At 66.9% G+C, this 17,723-nt stretch carries 15 protein-coding genes; 11 read left to right on the top strand and 4 right to left on the bottom strand.

What is annotated here, in order from left to right:
- Positions 1-176: 176 nt before the first annotated feature.
- The 10 genes from QX132_RS30490 (at position 177) to QX132_RS30445 (ending at position 11,451) form a co-directional block, all read left to right on the top strand.
- Complete coding sequence (locus QX132_RS30490; RefSeq protein ID WP_316163612.1) at positions 177-1,472, top strand: cytochrome P450; 1,296 nt, start codon at positions 177-179, stop codon at positions 1,470-1,472.
- Between the two features lie 222 nt (positions 1,473-1,694).
- Complete coding sequence (locus QX132_RS30485) at positions 1,695-2,966, top strand: cytochrome P450 (RefSeq protein WP_316163611.1); 1,272 nt, start codon at positions 1,695-1,697, stop codon at positions 2,964-2,966.
- A gap of 209 nt (positions 2,967-3,175) precedes the next feature.
- Positions 3,176-3,715: a thiamine pyrophosphate-binding protein gene (locus tag QX132_RS30480; protein WP_316163610.1), complete on the top strand. Its 540-nt coding sequence runs from the start codon at positions 3,176-3,178 to the stop codon at positions 3,713-3,715.
- On the top strand, positions 3,715-4,296 hold the full coding sequence (locus tag QX132_RS30475) for a thiamine pyrophosphate-dependent enzyme (RefSeq protein ID WP_316163609.1): 582 nt from the start codon (positions 3,715-3,717) through the stop codon (positions 4,294-4,296). The genes QX132_RS30480 and QX132_RS30475 overlap by 1 nt, the downstream gene beginning before the upstream one ends.
- Before the next feature lie 161 nt (positions 4,297-4,457).
- Positions 4,458-5,624 (top strand): acyl-CoA dehydrogenase family protein, encoded by a 1,167-nt coding sequence (locus QX132_RS30470; RefSeq protein ID WP_315796973.1) that lies wholly within the window; start codon positions 4,458-4,460, stop codon positions 5,622-5,624.
- 9 nt (positions 5,625-5,633) lie between these two features.
- Complete coding sequence (locus tag QX132_RS30465) at positions 5,634-6,746, top strand: CaiB/BaiF CoA-transferase family protein (protein ID WP_316163608.1); 1,113 nt, start codon at positions 5,634-5,636, stop codon at positions 6,744-6,746.
- 2 nt (positions 6,747-6,748) lie between these two features.
- Positions 6,749-7,597, top strand: coding sequence for a MaoC family dehydratase N-terminal domain-containing protein (locus QX132_RS30460; RefSeq protein WP_316163607.1), 849 nt, complete (start codon positions 6,749-6,751; stop codon positions 7,595-7,597).
- Positions 7,598-7,706: 109 nt separating this feature from the next.
- The gene (gene mdlC, locus QX132_RS30455) at positions 7,707-9,329 is read left to right on the top strand and encodes a benzoylformate decarboxylase (protein WP_315796976.1); all 1,623 of its coding nucleotides are present in this window, start codon (positions 7,707-7,709) and stop codon (positions 9,327-9,329) included.
- A 33-nt stretch (positions 9,330-9,362) separates the two neighbouring features.
- Entirely contained in the window at positions 9,363-9,653 is a 291-nt protein-coding gene (locus QX132_RS30450) for a hypothetical protein (protein WP_316163606.1), read from the top strand.
- Between the two features lie 4 nt (positions 9,654-9,657).
- Positions 9,658-11,451, top strand: a complete 1,794-nt coding sequence (locus tag QX132_RS30445; RefSeq protein ID WP_315796978.1) for a hypothetical protein — start codon at positions 9,658-9,660, stop codon at positions 11,449-11,451.
- 427 nt (positions 11,452-11,878) lie between these two features.
- Here QX132_RS30445 and QX132_RS30440 read toward each other — a convergent pair whose 3' ends face one another.
- On the bottom strand, positions 11,879-13,573 hold the full coding sequence (locus QX132_RS30440) for an outer membrane beta-barrel protein (protein WP_315796979.1): 1,695 nt from the start codon (positions 13,571-13,573) through the stop codon (positions 11,879-11,881).
- A gap of 423 nt (positions 13,574-13,996) precedes the next feature.
- Entirely contained in the window at positions 13,997-14,794 is a 798-nt protein-coding gene (locus QX132_RS30435) for an SDR family NAD(P)-dependent oxidoreductase (RefSeq protein ID WP_315796980.1), read from the bottom strand.
- 71 nt (positions 14,795-14,865) lie between these two features.
- On the opposite strand from QX132_RS30435, the gene QX132_RS30430 reads away from it, so the two are divergent.
- Positions 14,866-15,354 carry a MarR family winged helix-turn-helix transcriptional regulator gene (locus QX132_RS30430; protein WP_316159241.1) on the top strand — a complete coding sequence of 163 codons (489 nt, stop codon included), beginning with the start codon at positions 14,866-14,868 and terminating at the stop codon, positions 15,352-15,354.
- 786 nt (positions 15,355-16,140) lie between these two features.
- Here the strand turns inward: QX132_RS30430 and QX132_RS30425 are convergent.
- Together QX132_RS30425 and trhA are read right to left on the bottom strand one after the other, a co-directional pair.
- Positions 16,141-16,932: an SDR family oxidoreductase gene (locus QX132_RS30425; protein WP_315734269.1), complete on the bottom strand. Its 792-nt coding sequence runs from the start codon at positions 16,930-16,932 to the stop codon at positions 16,141-16,143.
- 24 nt (positions 16,933-16,956) lie between these two features.
- Entirely contained in the window at positions 16,957-17,652 is a 696-nt protein-coding gene (gene trhA, locus QX132_RS30420; RefSeq protein ID WP_315759485.1) for a PAQR family membrane homeostasis protein TrhA, read from the bottom strand.
- Between the last annotated feature and the right edge of the window lie 71 nt (positions 17,653-17,723).

Raw genomic sequence — 17,723 nt, 5'->3', positions numbered from 1 at the left:
AAAGCCATATTCCGTGACGTGGCGCTTGTCACGCCCGACGTCCGGACAAATACCAGCGTTGCGACGCAAGACCGGCCCGGCGGCCCAAACTCCGCGCTTGCCCCGCGCTCCCGGGCAGGATGTAATCGCGCCCGACATCGCCGGACAGCTAGAATCCGGCCATCAGGGAGACGTCCATGCACGGGACCACCACGACGGCCGAGGCACAGCGACACGCCGCAGCAGGCGAGCGCGTCAACGACGCGGCCGCCAGTCGCGCCGCATCGTTGCCGCTCGCCGAATTCGACCCCGGTCATCCGGAGTTGTTCCGTACCGACACGCACTGGCCCTATTTCGACCGGCTGCGTCGCGAGGATCCGGTGCACTACTGCAAGGAGTCGATGTTCGGCCCCTACTGGTCGATCACCCGCTACGACGACATCATGGAGATCGAGACCAACCACGCGGTGTTCTCCTCGGTGTCCGCGCTCGGCGGCATCACCATTCGCGACGTCGACCCCGACCTGCGCCGCGAGAGCTTCATCGCGATGGATCCGCCGCGCCATGCCGCGCAGCGCAAGACCGTGGCGCCGATGTTCACGCCGACACATCTCGACGAGCTCGCGATCAACATCCGCAAGCGCTCCGCCGAATGCCTGGACAATCTGCCTGTCGGCGAGGTGTTCGACTGGGTCGATCGCGTCTCGATCGAGCTGACGACGCAGATGCTGGCGGTGCTGTTCGACTTCCCCTGGGAAGACCGCCGCAAGCTGACGCGCTGGTCGGATATCGCGACCACGATCCCCGGCCCCGATGGGCTTGTCGCGACCGAGGACGAACGGCAGGCCGAGCTGATGGACTGCGCCCGCTATTTCGCGCGGCTCTGGCAGGAGCGCGTCAACCAGCCGCCGAAGAGCGACCTGCTGTCGATGATGGCCCACAGCGAGGCGACGCGGAACATGGACCCGAAGAACTTCCTCGGCAATCTCGTGCTCCTGATCGTCGGCGGCAACGACACCACGCGCAACACCATGTCCGGCAGCATCTATGCGCTCAGCCAGAACCCGGATCAGTACCGCAAGCTCAAGGATAACCCCGCGCTGATCGACAGCTTCGTCCCCGAGGTCATCCGCTGGCAGACCCCGCTCGCCCACATGCGCCGCACCGCGCATTCCGACATCGAGTTCCGCGGCAAGCAGATCAAGAAAGGCGACAAGGTCGTGATGTGGTATGTCTCGGGCAACCGCGACGAGGCCGCCATCGAGCGTCCCTACGACTTCATCATCGATCGTGTCAGGCCGCGCCAGCATCTGTCGTTCGGCTTCGGCATCCACCGCTGCGTCGGCTTGCGATTGGCCGAACTGCAACTCAAGATCATCTGGGAGGAAATCCTGAAGCGATTCGATCATATCGACGTGATGGAGGAGCCAAAGCGGGTCTATTCGAGCTTCGTGAAGGGATATGAGACATTGCCGGTGCGGATTGCGGCTTAAGTTGTATTGAAGACGAATCGGGTCCGACACGAACGGTCCCGTAGGGTGGGCAAAGGCGGTCGCGTATCGCGCGAACGCTGTGCCCACCATCTTTCGATTGGCGCGAAACGCGGTGGGCACGCTTCGCTTTGCCCACCCTACGCGTCCTGCTCGCGACGACAGGCGAGCAGACTTATGACTTGTCTCGATTGTCGAGCGACTGTTCAGCAAAGGACGACCCCCATGACCGCCCAGGCCGCGATCCGTTCCGATCATGCCGATCTGCTGCGCGAAGCGCGGCTGGAGGCCTATGCGACGCCGATCGAGGACTTCCATCCCGGCGCGCCTCGGCTGTTCCAGAACGACACGATCTGGCCGTGGTTCGAGCGGCTGCGCAAGGAGGCGCCGGTGCACTACTGCACCAAGGCGCCGATCGAGCCCTATTGGTCGGTGACGCGCTATCACGACATCATGCATGTCGACACCAACCACGCGATCTTCTCCTCGGACGTCAGCAATGGCGGGATCATGATCCGAGACGTGCCGCCCGGATACGAATGGCCGAGCTTCATCGCGATGGACGAGCCTGTTCATGGCGAGCAGCGCAAGACGGTGTCGCCGATGTTCACGCCCGACCATCTCGACCAGATGGCGGTGCTGATCCGCGAGCGCTCGGCCAAGGTGCTGGATTCGCTGCCGCGCAACGAGACCTTCAACTGGGTCGAGAAGGTCTCGATCGAGCTGACCACGCAGATGCTGGCGACCCTGTTCGATTTCCCGTTCGAGGAACGCCGCAAGCTGACGCGCTGGTCCGACGTCTCGACCGCGCTGCCCAAAAGCGGCATCGTCTCGTCGGAGGAGGAGCGCCGCCGCGAACTCGGCGAATGCGCCGAGACCTTCGGCCGGATGTGGAAGGCGCGCCAGGCCGAGCCCGGCCGCGACCTGATCTCGATGATGGCGCATAGCGAGGCGACGCGGCACATGACGCCGGACAATCTGATGGGCAATCTGATCCTGCTCATCGTCGGCGGCAACGACACCACGCGCAACACCATGACGGCCTCGGTGCTGGCGCTGAACGAGAACCCGGCCGAGTATCAGAAGCTGCGCGACAATCCGGCGCTGATCGAGACCATGGTGCCTGAGGTGATCCGCTGGCAGACGCCGCTCGCCCACATGCGCCGCACCGCGCTGGTCGATACCGAGCTCGGCGGGAAGACGATCAAGAAGGGCGACCGCGTCGTGATGTGGTACGTCTCGGGCAACCGCGACGGGGAGGTGATCGAGAATCCGGACGCCTTCATCATCGACCGCAAGCGGCCGCGCATCCATCTCTCATTCGGCTTCGGCATCCACCGCTGCGTCGGCATGCGGCTCGCCGAGTTGCAGCTGCGCATCGTCTGGCAGGAGATCCTCAAGCGCTTCGACCGTATCGAGGTCGTCGGCGAGCCGAAGCGGGTCTATTCCAGCTTCGTCCGCGGCTATGAATCGCTGCCGGTGCGGATCCCGGGGTGAGTTCCTGTTACTCCCGCCACTCCACATGACGATCGCGTGGTCGGCCGCATGAGGCTTCCCCAGCCGAACCACGAGGCCCTCGGCTGCCTATGAGAATCCGGCATGCGGGGTGAACGAGATTCAATGGGCTTCGACGGTCGTTTCTGGCTAAATCATCCGCTGCACCATCGGTGCTCATGAACCTCAGGACGCCATAACCTCAGGACGCCATGGCCGCTTCCGACACGCCCACCACCGACTGGCCGCTCGCCATCTACGAGGCGCTGAAGGCGGCTGACGTCCGGCAGCTCTGCTACGTCCCCGATGCCGGCCATTCCCGCCTGATCCGCCTCGCCCATGACGATCCCGCGATCGCCACCACGGTCCTCACCACCGAGGAGGAAGGTATCGCGCTCTCCGCCGGCGCCTGGCTCGGCGGCCAGCGCGCAGTGCTCCTGATGCAGTCGAGCGGCGTCGGCAATTGCGTCAACATGCTGTCGCTGCTGGCGAGCTGCCGCTTCCCGTTCCTCAGCTTCGTGACGATGCGCGGCGAATGGGCCGAGTTCAATCCGTGGCAGGTGCCGATGGGCAAAGCGACGCAGGCGGCCTTCGAGATCATGGGCGTCACGGTGTTCCGGCTGGAGCGTCCCGAGGACGCCGGCGAGATGGCGGCCGCTGCAGCGAGGCTCGCGTTCGACAGCGACCAGCCGATCGCGGTGCTGATCTCCCAGCGCATGATCGGCGCCAAGAAGTGGACGGAGGCGAAGTGATGAGAGCACCGCTCGACCGCCGCACCGCCGTCAAGGCGTTGCTCCATCATCGCGGCGATCTGCTGGTCGTCAGCGGCCTCGGCTCGTCGTCCTACGACGTGTTCGCCGCGGGCGATCACGACGCGAACTTCTATCTCTGGGGCGCGATGGGCGGCGCGGCCATGATCGGCCTGGGTCTCGCACTGGCGCAGCCATCGCGCCCGGTCGTCGTCATCACCGGCGACGGCGAGCAACTGATGGGGCTCGGCAGCCTCGCGACCTCGGCGGCGAAGCAGCCGAAGAACCTCTCGGTCGTCGTGCTCGACAACGCCCATTTCGGCGAGACCGGCATGCAGATGAGCCATTCGGGGCTCGGCGCGAAGCTGGAGCTGATCGCCGCGGGCGCCGGCTTTCCCTCGGTGAGCACGATCGAAACGCATGCCGCGCTCGAAGCCTTCCGTCCAAAGCTGCATGATCGCGCGGGGCCGCATTTCGCCCGCGTGGCGATCTCGACCGATCATGTCGACCGCGCTTTGCCGCCGCGCGACGGTGTTTTCCTGAAGACCCGTTTTCGCGGCCATCTCGGATTTCCCGTCAGCTAGAACGCGAACGCGGGCGCAAGCGCCATGCCGCTGGGGCGGGGCCGGACGCGCGCGGCGTGGTCATTCCCTGCTTGCCAAGGCTGGCATGCTTCGTCATAGGCTATGACGAACAAGCATAGGGAGACCGCGAGGCCGCGCGATCACGGTCGGCGGAGCAGCGCATGACAGAACAGCATCAGCCCGACGACTACGCCGACATCCGCGACGCGGTGGCAAAGCTCTGCGCCCAGTTCCCCGGTGAATATTGGCGCAAGCTCGATCGCGAGATGGCCTATCCGTCCGCCTTCGTGGATGCGCTGACACAGGCCGGCTATCTCTCCGTGCTGATCCCCGAGGAATATGGCGGCGCCGGATTGAAGCTGTCGGCCGCGGCGGCGATCCTCGAGGAGATCCAGCGCGCCGGCTGCAATGGCGGCGGCTGCCATGCCCAGATGTACACGATGGGCACGGTACTGCGTCATGGCAATGCCGAGCAGAAGGCCAAGTGGCTGCCAAAAGTCGCGAGCGGCGAATTGCGGCTGCAGGCGTTCGGCGTCACCGAGCCGACGTCAGGCACCGACACATCGTCGCTGAAGACCTTCGCCAGGCGCGACGGCGACAGCTACGTCGTCAACGGCCAGAAGATCTGGACCAGCCGCGCCGAATATTCCGACCTGATGATCCTGCTGGCGCGCACCACGCCGAAGGACCAGGCGCAGAAGCGCACCGACGGTCTCTCCGTCTTCATCGTCGACATGCGCGAGGCCAAGAAGGCCGGGCTCGCCATCCGCCCCATCCGGACCATGATGAACCACGCCACGACGGAAGTCTTCTTCACCGACATGCGGGTGCCGGCGGAGAACCTGATCGGCGAGGAAGGCAAGGGCTTCCGCTACATCCTCTCCGGCATGAACGCCGAGCGCATCCTGATCGCGGCCGAATGCGTCGGCGATGCCAAATGGTTCATCGCCAAGGCCACCGCCTATGCCAAGGAGCGCGTCGTGTTCGGCCGCCCGATCGGCCAGAACCAGGGCATCCAGTTCCCGATCGCCAAGGCCTATGCGTCGATGCGCGCGGCCGAGCTGATGGTCAAGGAAGCGACCCGCAAATACGAGGCGGGGCTCGATTGCGGCGCCGAGGCCAATATGGCCAAGATGCTGGCGGCCGATGCGTCGTTCGAGGCGGCCAATGCCTGCATCCAGACCCATGGCGGCTTCGGCTTCGCCGAGGAATACGACGTGGAGCGCAAATTCCGCGAGACGCGGCTGTATCAGGTGGCGCCGATCTCGACCAACCTCATCCTGTCCTACGTCGCCGAGCACGTGCTCGGCATGCCCAGGTCGTATTGAGGTCCTGCCATGCTGCCGCTTGAAGGGATCATTGTCGTCGCCGTCGAGCAGGCGGTGGCCGCGCCGTTCTGCTCGTCGCGCCTCGCCGATGCCGGCGCCCATGTCATCAAGATCGAACGGCCCGAGGGCGATTTCGCCCGAGGCTACGACGCCGCCGCCAAGGGCCAGAGCAGCTACTTCGTCTGGCTCAACCGCGGCAAGGACTCCGTCATCGTCGACCTTTCAAAACCGGAAGGTCGCGCCGAGCTGGAGAAGCTGATCGCCGGCGCCGACGTTCTCTTGCAGAACCTCAAGCCCGGCTCGATGGACAGAATGGGCTTTGCGCGCGAGCGGCTGCGCCAGGACTATCCGAAGCTGATCTGCTGCACCATCACCGGCTACGGCGACTCCGGTCCCTATGCCGACCGCAAGGCCTATGACCTGCTGATCCAGGCGGAGAGCGGACTGGCCTCGATCACCGGCGGCCCCGACGGTCCGTCGCGCGTCGGCATGTCGATCGTCGATGTCGCCACCGGCGCGACGGCACATGCCGCGATCCTCGAGGCGCTGATCAGGCGCGGCCGCACCAATGAGGGCGCCGATATCAGGATCTCGATGTTCGACGTGATGGCCGACTGGCTCACCGTGCCGCTGCTCAACGCGGAAGCCGGCAACGCGCCGAAGCGCATCGGCCTCGCCCATCCCTCGATCGCGCCCTATGGCGTGTTCACCTCGAAAGACGGCAAGGACATCCTGATCTCGATCCAGAGCGAGCGCGAGTGGAAGACGCTGTGCGCCAAGGTGCTGGACCAGCCCGGGCTGCCCGACGATCCGCGCTTCGCCAACATGGTCGAACGCGTGCGCAATCGTGCGCTGACCGACGGCATCGTCGCCGCGCGCTTCGCGGCGCTGTCGCGCGATGAGCTGCTGGGCAAGCTCGCCGCGGCCGACATCGCCTTCGCCGAGGTCAACAGCATGGCGGATCTCTCGGTCCATCCGCATCTGCGGCGCATCGAGGTGGACACGCCGAACGGCGTCGTCAGCTATCCCGCGCCGGCGGCGATCGTGGTCGGCGAGGACAGGCACTACGGCGCCGTGCCCGCGACCGGCGAGGCCGCCTCGCCCCATCAGCGCAAGGGATGATCATGACGGACCCGCTCGATCTCGACCATCTCCGGCAATGGGTCGGCCGCAGCGCCGAGGCGACCGACATCGTCACCGCGCAGCTCACCAAGGGCCTGCGCGCGACGCTGTTCCAGGACATCGGCGAGCCGACAACCGGCGACATCGCGCCCTACACGGTGCATTGGTGCCTGGGCCAGCCCGTGTTTCCGCACGATCAGCTCGGCCCCGACGGCCATCCCACCCGCGGCGGCTTCCTGCCGCCGGTACCCTTGCCGCGCCGCATGTGGGCGGGCGGCGAGGTGCAGTTCATCGATCCCTTGCGCGTCGGCGATGTCGCCACCCGCGTCTCGACGATCTCAGACGTCACCCTGAAGAGCGGTTCGACCGGCCAGCTCTGCTTCGTCGCCGTCGAGCACGTCGTGACCACGCCGCGCGGCGTCGCGATCCGCGAGCGCCAGGACATCGTCTATCGCGACATGGGCGGGGCGCAGGCTGCGCCGGCAAAAGCGCCGCCGCCTCCGCCGGTCGCGCAGCACAGCGAGACTCGTGTCTCCGATGCCGTGCTGCTGTTTCGCTATTCCGCCCTGACCTTCAACGGCCATCGCATCCATTACGACCGCGACTACGTCACCAGGGTCGAAGGCTATCCCGGACTGATCTTCCACGGCCCGCTGCAGGCCGCGCTGCTGGTCGAGTTCGCCGCCCGGCTGAAGGGCAAGCCGCCGGCGAAGTTCGCCTATCGAGGCGTACAGCCGCTGTTCGAGGGCAGCGAGTTCTCGGTCAACGCCAACCCCGTCGATGCCGGCCTGGAGCTGTGGACCGCCAACGCCGAGCGCCAGCCGACGATGAAGGGCACCGCGAATTGGTGAAGTCGGTCTCGTCAATGCGAGCGAAGCGACGCAATCCAGAGTTCCACCCGCGACTCTGGATTGCTTCGTCGCTTCGCTCCTCGCAATGACGGTCATTCGAGGAAACGCCGTGCCAAAAACCACAGGAACAACAACCAAGCCCGTCACCGTCAAGCAGGCCACCTTCGAACTGCTGCGCGCGTTCGGCATCAAAAAAGTCTTCGGCAATCCCGGCTCGACCGAGCTGCCCTTCCTCAGCGACTGGCCCGACGACATCGACTACGTGCTCGGCCTGCAGGAGGCCTCGGTGGTCGGCATGGCCGACGGCTATGCCCAGGCGACGCGCAATGCCGGCTTCGTCAATCTGCATTCGGCGGCCGGCGTCGGCAACGCGCTCGGCAACATCTACACCGCGCATCGCAACCAGACGCCGCTGGTGATCACCGCCGGTCAGCAGGCGCGCTCGATCCTGCCTCTACAGGCGTTCCTCTATGCCGAACGCCCGTCCGAATTCCCGCGCCCTTACGTCAAATACAGCGTCGAGCCGGCGCGGCCCGAGGACGTGCCGGGCGCGATCGCCCGCGCCTACTACACCGCGATGCAGCCGCCCTGCGGGCCGACCTTCGTCTCGATCCCGATCGACGACTGGATGCATCCGGCGCAACCGATCACCGCGCGCAAGGTGAGCCGCGAGCTCGGCCCCGATCGCGCCGCCATGGACGAACTAGTGAGCGCACTTGCCGCCGCGAAGAATCCCGCACTCGTGGTCGGCCCCGGCATCGACCGCGCCGGCTGCGTCGATCTGATGGTCGAGGTCGCCGAGAAGGCCAAGGCCGCGGTCTGGGTCAGCCCGTTCTCGGCGCGCTGCTCGTTTCCCGAGCGCCATCCGCAATTCCAGGGCTTTCTGCACGCCTCGCCCGGACAATTGTCCGACGCCCTGAAGCCACACGACCTCGTCGTCGTGTTCGGCGCCCCGGTGTTCACCTTCCATGTCGAGGGCCATGCCGCGATCTTCGACGGCGCCACCACGCTCTATCAGGTCACCGACGATGCCGAAGGCGCCGCCGTGCCGCCGATCGGCACCAGCATCATTGCCACCATGCGGCCGGCGCTGGAGCTGTTGCTGGAGTTGCTGCCGGAGACCAGGCGCGCGGCGCCGAAGGGCCGCGTGCTGCCGGCCGCGCCGGAGCCGGCCGATCCGATCCCGGTCGACTATCTCCTGCATACGCTGGCGCAGGCGCTTCCGGCGGGCAGCGCCGTGGTCGAGGAGATCCCCTCGCATCGGCCGGTGATGCACAAGTACATGCCGATGCCCGGCGCGGATTCGTTCTACACGATGGCGAGCGGCGGGCTCGGCTACAGCCTGCCGGCGGCGGTCGGTATGGCGCTGGGGCGCACCGCGGGCCGCACGGTGTGCCTGATCGGCGACGGCTCGGCGATGTATTCGCTGCAGGCGCTGTGGACCGCCACGCAGCGCAGGCTGCCGCTGACGGTCGTCGTCATCAACAATTCCGGCTATGGCGCGATGCGCTCGTTCAGCCAGGTCATGCAGGTGCGCAACGTGCCCGGGCTCGAGCTGCCCGGCCTCGATTTCGTCAAGCTCGCGGAAGGCATGGGCTGCGATGCAGTGCGCGTGAGCAATGCCGCCGAGCTCGCCAGTGCGCTGACGCGAGCCCTCGCACATGCCGGCACGAGCCTCGTCGAGGTGATGGTCGACGCCGCGGTCCCGCTGCTCTACGCCCGGAAGGGCTGATCCGACGTTCGCACAGCGGACGACTTGTCAATCATGACATATGCGACAATGCGTCGCATCTTCAATGGCGGCAGCATGGCTCGCCGCGAAATGCTCATCGGCCCGCCGCAACCGTGCAACCGGCGTACCGCCGGCAACCGCTTGTTTCAAAAGCTTTCTGTTCCCCTGCGCCATCTCGTCACGGCCGGCTCGCCGCAAACATCGCGAAATCCTGCCGTCAGCTTGCAGGCGGACGCCTTGCTGCTTGCAAGGTCCGACCATGCTGCAAGCCAAAATCATTTTCAAAAGGTTCCATCATCCAATCCAGCGTACCAAGGGAGTTGAGCTGATGGCGGACAAGAAGAACCTTCAAACCGCAGCGTCGAGGACCGATCTCTATCGCCATGTCAGCGTGCTGGCCCTGATGACCGCCCTGACGATGATGGCGCTGCCGCATCAGGCCAATGCGCAGGCCATGACCACCGCCCTTGCCACTTCGGCCACCACCAACGCCGCCGCGAAGGCGGCGCAGGATGCGGCGGCGAAGGCCGCGGCCGCTGCCGCTGCCAAGGCGGCGCAGGACGCCGCTGCCAAGGCTGCGGCGAAGGCGGCGAGCGATGCCGCTGCAAAGGCGGCAGCTAACGCCGCTGCAAAGGCTGCAACCAAGGCCGCAGCCGACGCCGCTTCAAAGGCCGCCGCCAACGCCGCCGCAAAGGCCGCGACCAGCGCCGCCGCCAAGGCGGCCACCACGGCCGCAGCAACGGCAGCCGCCACCGCAGCGAGCACGGCAGCCAAGACCGCCGCCGCAACCCCGACGGCCACGGTTGCGACGGCCAGCACCGCGGCCAAGCCCGTCGCGGCCACCACTACGGCGGCCAGCACAGCCAAGCCCGCCGCGGCCGCCACCGCGGCAACGACGACGACCGGCACGGCCAAGACTGCAACCGCGACCACCACGGGCACGAGCACGAGCGCTGCCAAGCCGGCCGCGGCTGCCGCAGCGACGGCAACCACCACTGTCGCCCTCGCAAAGGCCACCGCCACGCCTGCCGCCGCAGCAACCCCGGCCAAGGCGGCTGCCGCGGCGTCGAGCAGCACCGATGCCGTCGCCAAGGCCAACGCGGCGGCCGCGGCCGCCGCGCAGACCGCCGCCGCCGCCGAGGCGCAGGTCGCCGCCGACCGCAAGGCGATCGATGTCGCGCGTCAGGCCGAGCAGAACGCACGAGGCGCCGCGATCGAGGCCCAGGAGCAGGCCGAGAAGAACCCAACCGCGGCCAACCAGGCGGCGGCGACGGCGAATGCCGCGAAGCTGACGGCCGCCTCGGCCGCGCTGCAGAGCGCCTTCCAGAAGCTCGACAAGGACATCGACGTCTCCAACGAGGCCAAGGAAGCCGCCAACGCCGCCAAGGACACGGCGCGCGAGACCGCCGAGGCCGCCGCGAAGGCGGCCCAGCAGGCCGGCCAGGCCGCCGGAAACGCCAACAATGGTGGCAACGCCAACAATGGCGGCAATGCCAACAATGGCGGAGCGGCGGCCGGCAACGGCGGCAACAACAACAATAACAACAACCAGCAGAACCAGGCGGCCCAGGAAGCCGCCGAGCAGGCCGCGCTGCAGGCGGCGTTGAAGACCGGCGAGCAGGCCCGCGCGGTCGCCCAGCAGAAGACCCAGGCCGCGCAGGCGGCTGCGACCCAGAACCAGAAGACGGTCGAGGCCGCGCTGAACCAGAAGATCGGCACGATCGATGCGACGGTGGAAGCGGCCGAGCAGAAGGTGAACGCCGACCGGCAGGCCCTGGAACAGGCGCGTCAGGCGGCACAGCAGGCCAAGCAGGATGCGCAGGAGGCCGCCGAGGTCCTCGAGCGTGCCAACAATGCGGCCAACCAGGCCGCGCTGGCGGCGGCCCAGGCCAAGGCGCAGACCACCGCCAACGCCTTCAACCAGGCCAATGCGACGCTGAACGCCGACAACCAGGCCCTGACCCAGGCGCGCGAAACCGGCGAGCAGCAGGAGGGGGCGCTGCGCGCGGCGGCTCAACAGCAGATCCAGGCCGGCTACACCGCCGCTCAGCAGGCGACCCAGGCCGCCTGGGCCGAGGCGCAGCAGATCGGCAACGCTGCGCTGGCCGCGCTCGAGCAGTAACGCGATTGCGGTCCGCGTCGCCGACCGGCAGCGCGGACCCGCTCATAACAACAAGACCATCACCAGCCACATGCCGAACCGATCGGGGACGGCGCACGCGTCGGCGACCTGACCTCACCCCGCCGCGTGAGACGCGCCCCGGTCCCCCCCACCGCCCGGCATGCCATGCCTTGAGCCCCGCCCCCCTGCGGGGCTTTTTTTGTGCGCGACCGAGCGATCATGTCGCGGCCATCCTTCGAGCGCCGGTATCGGAGCCAGACCTCATGGTAAGGAGCGCCGCTCTTCGGCGCGTTCAGGCGATGCTCTGCATCGCCCTGAGAACCATGAGGCCCGGAGCGCGCCGCCATGGGAAGGCCATCTGCAATAGCCCTGCGGGTCGGCGGTGATGTTGGCGACGACGGTCAGCCAAACGGCCCCCATCACACGCTCAGTACTGGACACGCACGCCGACGACGCCGACCACCGCCATGAAATTGTTGAGCGCGATGTTGGAGCGGGTCCATTCGGTGCGGACCTCGCTCTTCAACTGAACGTTGCGGTTCATCTTGTAGGTGCCGCCGGCGGCGACGAACATGCGCTGGTCGACGCGGCCGATGCCGACGAACTGATCCTGGCCGTAGCCGCCGCGCAGCGTTCCGATCAGCCACGGCTCGAACTGATGATCCATCTGCAGGATCACGTCGCGGGACAGGATGCCCGAGACGTTCATCGCCGGCGTCTCCGAGGCCTGCGAGCGCGCCACCAGCACGAAGGTCGTGGTGTCGGTCGCGGCCCATGCGAGCGTCGCATCCGCGATCACGCCGCTGACGTTCGGCATCAGCGGCGAGTCCATGCGGCGCGTGAGATAGCCGACCGAGGCTTCGCCGGTCAGCGATCCCATATTGACGACGGCGCCGCCACGCGCGGTGATGCCGCTGGAATCGCGGCGCTGGCCGTTGAAGTCGACCTGCAGATCGTGGTTGCGCCGATCGAAGCTCATGTCGACGAACGGCGAGATGTTCGGCGTCAGCACATAGGTGACGCGGACCTGCGCGCCCGGCTGGGTGTAGTTGCGGTCCTGCGTCCGCAGCGGCACGTTGGCCGTGATGACAGCATCGTTGAAGACGACCCGGTCCGCCGATCCCTTGAACGCGATCTCGGTCGGACCGATCTTCTGCAGCACGCCGGCGCTGCCGCCGAAGCTGGTGGCCCGCGGCAGCTTGAGCGCGCCCGGAAGCGTCAAGGCGTCGTTGACGAAACGCGCCTCGCCGGTGACGGCCGTGCCCTCGGTGACGTCGTAGCGCCCTTGCGCGCGCGCCTCGAAGGTCGGATGGCTGATGGAGCGGACGTTGGTGTCCTCGGTATAGGCACCGCGGAAATCGGCGTTGAGCTGATGCCGCTCCCATTGCGAGCGGACCGCGACCTCCGTCGCCACGATCGCGACCGGTGAGCCCTGCCCGCCGTTGCGCCGGGTGGGATTGGTGTCATAGCCGGCCAGGATCTCGACGGCCGGCTTCACCAGGAACGACCCGACCGTCATCCCCGTCGGATCGTAGGGCTTCGCATCGGCGGTCACCGGCTGCGGCTTCACCGTGTTCAGATTGCGATCCGGAAGAACGTCGCGGTTGCGCAGCACGGCCGCGGGCTGGGCGGCTGCCACGGTCTCGTCCGGCTTGGCCGGCGGCGCCCCGGCGGCTGCCGCGGGCTTTGCCGCGATCTGCCGTGCGGCCGGTTGCGGCGCGGCGCGTTGAGCGTCTCGCGCCGGCTCGGCCGTGGCCACGCGCGCACCACGGGCGGGCTGAAACGCGGAGAATCCGAAGCTGCCGACCGACGCGCCGGGCCTGCCCGGCGCGGCCAGCGACGGCGCGCCGGCCTCCCGCACCGGACGCAACAATGCGCTCACGCCACGCGGGTCCTGGCGCATCATCAGCGTCCGGCTGTCGTTGGTGATCCGCGGAACGTTGTAGTAGATGCTGCGCGCCGTCACGTGACGGAAGAACAGCCGATCGGCGCGTCCCGGGACGACGTCCGTCGGCTTGGCCTTGATGGTCTGCTGTCCGGACGCGGCATCCACCACCATCACGGTCAAGAGCAGCACCTCGACGAGCGCGAGCGTGACCCCGCGGTGGGATCGCGTCACCATGAGCCGCTTGGTCCGCACCGCGAACGCGCCGGTCTTTTGTCGTGAATGAGCCTGCAAAGCAATGCCGGAGAGTATGCCAATATCACGCGACGACGTCAGGTCGGGGCGCCGCCGCAACGACTACGCAGCGCATGCTCGCGACGAGCTCCCCTTGCCTTGCAGATAGCCGGCAAACGTCGGCGGAAGTTTTGCCGAGCTGGGACGATTTCAGGCGAGATTGAGAGGTGTTCGCAATGAACCGCCGCGAAGCGGCGCCGCCGCATCTCCGCGTTCGCAGACAGCACTAATTAGTTCAAATGAGGACAATCGTTGCGCGGGCTTCGCCAAAGTCGGCGAAATTCGGACTTCGGCATGATGTCGTTTCGACGATCATTCGGCCGAGACCGGCTTCGGCGATCGCGGGTCTTGCGCCGTTGCCGCCGTTCAGGAAGCCAAGAAGCCGCCATCGGCCACCAGAACGTGGCCGACGACGTAGGACGACGCGTCCGACAACAACCACAGCACGGCCTCGGCGATGTCCTCAGGCTGCCCCATCCGGCGCAGCGGCAGGCCGGCGGCGACGGTCGCGACGTCGCCGACACCGGCGCGCAGCATCATGTCGGTGACGACACGTCCGGGCGCAATCGCGTTGATCCGGACGCCGCGCGGTGCCGCCTCCATCGCGGCCGATCGCGTCAGCGAAATGACGGCCGCTTTCGAGGCCGAATAGAGCGCAAGCCCCGCATTCGGATTGCGCACGCCGCTGACGGAGGCGTTGATCACGATGCGTCCCCGGCCGCGCGCATACATGATCGGCAACTGCGCGCGCAGGCACAGAAAAACCGAGCGCACATTGGCGTCGAACACGTCCGCATAGACGCCGTTGCCCTGCTGCTCGATCGGCGCCCGGCGCTCCTGGACACCGGCATTGTTGAAGGCCGCATCCAACCGGCCGTAGCGCTCCAGCACTGCCTGTACCAGGCTCGCCACATCGTCCTCGCGCGTGACGTCGGCTTTCACCGCGAGGGCCTCGGCCCCGAGCGCCCGGCATCGTGCCGCCGTATCGGCCAGCTCGGCCTCGCGCCGCCCGGCGACGACGACCGCCTCCGCGCCGTCGGCGGCGAGCTTCAAGGCGGCGGCGCGGCCGATGCCGGAGCCGCCCCCGGTGACGAGGCAGACCTGCCCCTGCATGCGCGACGCCGCGGTCAAGCGTGCCTCGGCCGTGAGCTGCGTATCACCCATCTCCGACCCTCCGGCGATATGGCGTCGTCGATGCCACGTTGCATCGGCTATTTGTTGTATGATACAACTATATGGCAGGAGTCAAGATGCCGGATCCCGATCTCACGCTCGTCGACGACATCCGCGCCGCCTCGCGCCTGATGGTGCGCGAGCTCGGCTTCATGGAATCGACGCTGGCCGCCACCGACCTTCCGCCGTCGGCGGTCCACACCATCCTGGAGATCGGCCTGCGCGGCCCGCTGACAGCGATGCAGCTCGGCACGATCCTGCATCTCGAGAAATCCAGCATCAGCCGCATGGTCCGCAAGCTGATCGACAGCGGCGAGTTGCAGGAGACAATCGATTCCGGCGACGCCCGCATCAAGCCGCTCTGCCTCACCGCGAAGGGACGGAAGACGCTCGGCACGCTGCACGCCTTCGGCCGCCAGCAGGTTCGCGGCGCCCTGTCGTCGCTGTCGAAAGCCGAGCAGCGCACGGTGTGCGAGGGCCTGTTGCTGTACGCCCGCGCGCTCGAAGCCTGGCGCGCGGCAGAGCAGGACATGCAGCCGTCGGAGCCATGAGCGCGCCCGACGGGCAGATTGCGCATACGCACCATGACGAAACTGCCCGTCGTGTTGAAATGCCGCAGCATGCGGCCTTGCGTCGTCGGGCAAATCAGGACGATCTTTCCGCGCATCCCGCCTCACCACGGAGGGGCGTTGCGCGCGATCGTCACGACACGCGAGGCGGGATGCGATGGCCGTGGCCATGCTGCAGCGTAGCTTGCTACGCGGACGAACGGCGTGGCCGCGGACGTGAAGTCGCAGCGTCCTGACACCCCGATGCTGGTGTTACGTTCGCGATGGCGCTGATGCGCCGCGCGGACAATGGTGGCCAACAGCCCGGCGCACCAGGGAGACTGCGTATAAGCGTGAAGACCATCGCGCAGGGAATGCCGGTGATCGGCTGCACCTGTGGTACCTGCCGCCTGCATTTTTTGCTGCAGGCGGGCCATGGGTGAGGCCTTCACCCGGCATTCCCTGCGCCCTCCCATGTGTTGGAGGGTCGTGTCGACCGAACCACTCGGGCGTGATCCGCCGCGAGGCCGTAAGGTCGTGTCAGAAGCTGTTTGAGATGTGAATCGGGCGAGCCTGAGCGACACTGCCGTAGGGTGGGCAAAGCAGCCGCCCGCAGGGCGGTCGCGTGCCCACCGTCGATCTCCGCACGCGGAGCAAATGGTGGGCACGGCGCGCGAGGGAGCGCGGCATGATGCACACAGTATCGCCCGCGCGCCTTTGCCCACCCTACACGCTTAGAATTCGCAAGCTTATGCGCGGTGCAAGTGAATGCGCCCTCTCCCCTTGGACCTACTTAAATTCCTCGCGCATCTTCGCCTGGATCTTGGCCATGCCGCCGAGCCAGCGGTCGTAGTTCTCGGTCTTCTTGCGCATGTAGCCGAGCACCTGCGGATGCGGCAGGATCAGGAAGCTCTCCTCGGCAAGGCCCTTCAGCACGTCCTGCGCGACCTGCTCCGGCGTCAGATCGCCGTCGCCGGATTGCGGGCCCTTCGGGATCGCGCGCAGCATGTCGGTGTCGACGCCCTGCGGACACAGGATCGAGACCTTGATGTTGTCAGCCTTGTGCGAGATCGCGAGGTTCTCGGCAAATCCCACCGCGGCATGCTTGGTGGTGGAGTAAGGCGCGCTGCCGACCTGCGACAACAGGCCGGCCGCCGAGATCGTGTTGAGGAAATAGCCGCCGCCGCGCGCCTTGTAGCGCGGGATCAGATGCCGCGCCGCATAGACATGAGCCATCACGTGGATGGCCCAACTGCGCGCCCACGGCTCGTCGGAGGTGCCGCCGGCATTCACCGACAACGGGTCGAAGCCGCCGCCGATGCCGGCATTGGAGCAGAACAGCGCAATGGGTCCGAACTGCCGCTCGGTCTCCTCGATCACGTGCCGGATGTCGGCTTCCTGGGAGACGTCGCATCTGAAGGCTGCGCCGCCGATGCCATCAGCGACGGCCTTGGCTCCGGCTTCGTCGAGATCGGCCACGATCACCTTGGCGGCACCGGCCTTCGCAAAGGCCTCGCACAGCGCCTTGCCGATGCCGCGGGCTCCGCCGGTGACCACAACAATCTTGCCGGTCACCTGCATGCAAAGCCCTCCTCGTGGAATTTTCTAGGTCAAGACCAGATCGAGCACCGCGGTATAATGAAAGCCGGCGCCCAGCAACACGAAACCATGCCAGATCGCGTTCTGGAAGCGCAAGCGCCGCCACGAGTGGAAGATGACGCCGAGGCTGTAGAGGATGCCGCCGGTGAGCACGCAGGCCAGGACCGAGGCCGGCATCACCGAGATCACCCGGTCGTACATCATCACGCCGCTCCAGCCGAGCGCGAGATACAGGCCGATCGAGAGCGCATCGAAGCGCCCGGGCCAACGCAGCTTCAGCACGATGCCGAAGATGGCGACGCCCCAGACCCCGAGCAGCAGCGCGGCCGAGAATACCGTATCCTTCAGGGCGGCGATGAACGGCGTATAGGTGGCTGCGATCAGGACGTAGATGGCGGAGTGGTCGAAGCGGCGCAGCACCCATTTGGTCGGCGACACCGGCCACAGATTATAGGTTGCCGACAGCGTCAGCATCGAGAGCAGCCCCGCGACGTAGATCGACACCACCACAATGTCGACGGCGCTGGCATAGATCGAGGTCAGCACGACGAGCACGGTTGCGGCGACCAGCCCGGCGGCGATGCCGACGACGTGGACGACGCCGTCCGCGATCATCTCGACCTTGTCGTAGTTCCAGCGCATCGCGCCGGTGGCGGCATGGACGGAGGTCGAGGCGAACTGCTTCAGTTGAAATACGGTCATGTCAGAACCTGGTGCCGGTTTTCCGGGACAATTGTGCCGGAAGGATTATGGTTTCCAGTGGTCAACGTTCC

Origin of the sequence: Bradyrhizobium sp. SZCCHNRI20481 (assembly GCF_032485055.1) — a bacterium.
Taxonomy (GTDB): Bacteria; Pseudomonadota; Alphaproteobacteria; order Rhizobiales; family Xanthobacteraceae; genus Bradyrhizobium.
The sequence above is the reverse complement of the archived record's forward strand: the minus strand, read 5'-3'. Positions and strand labels throughout refer to the sequence as shown.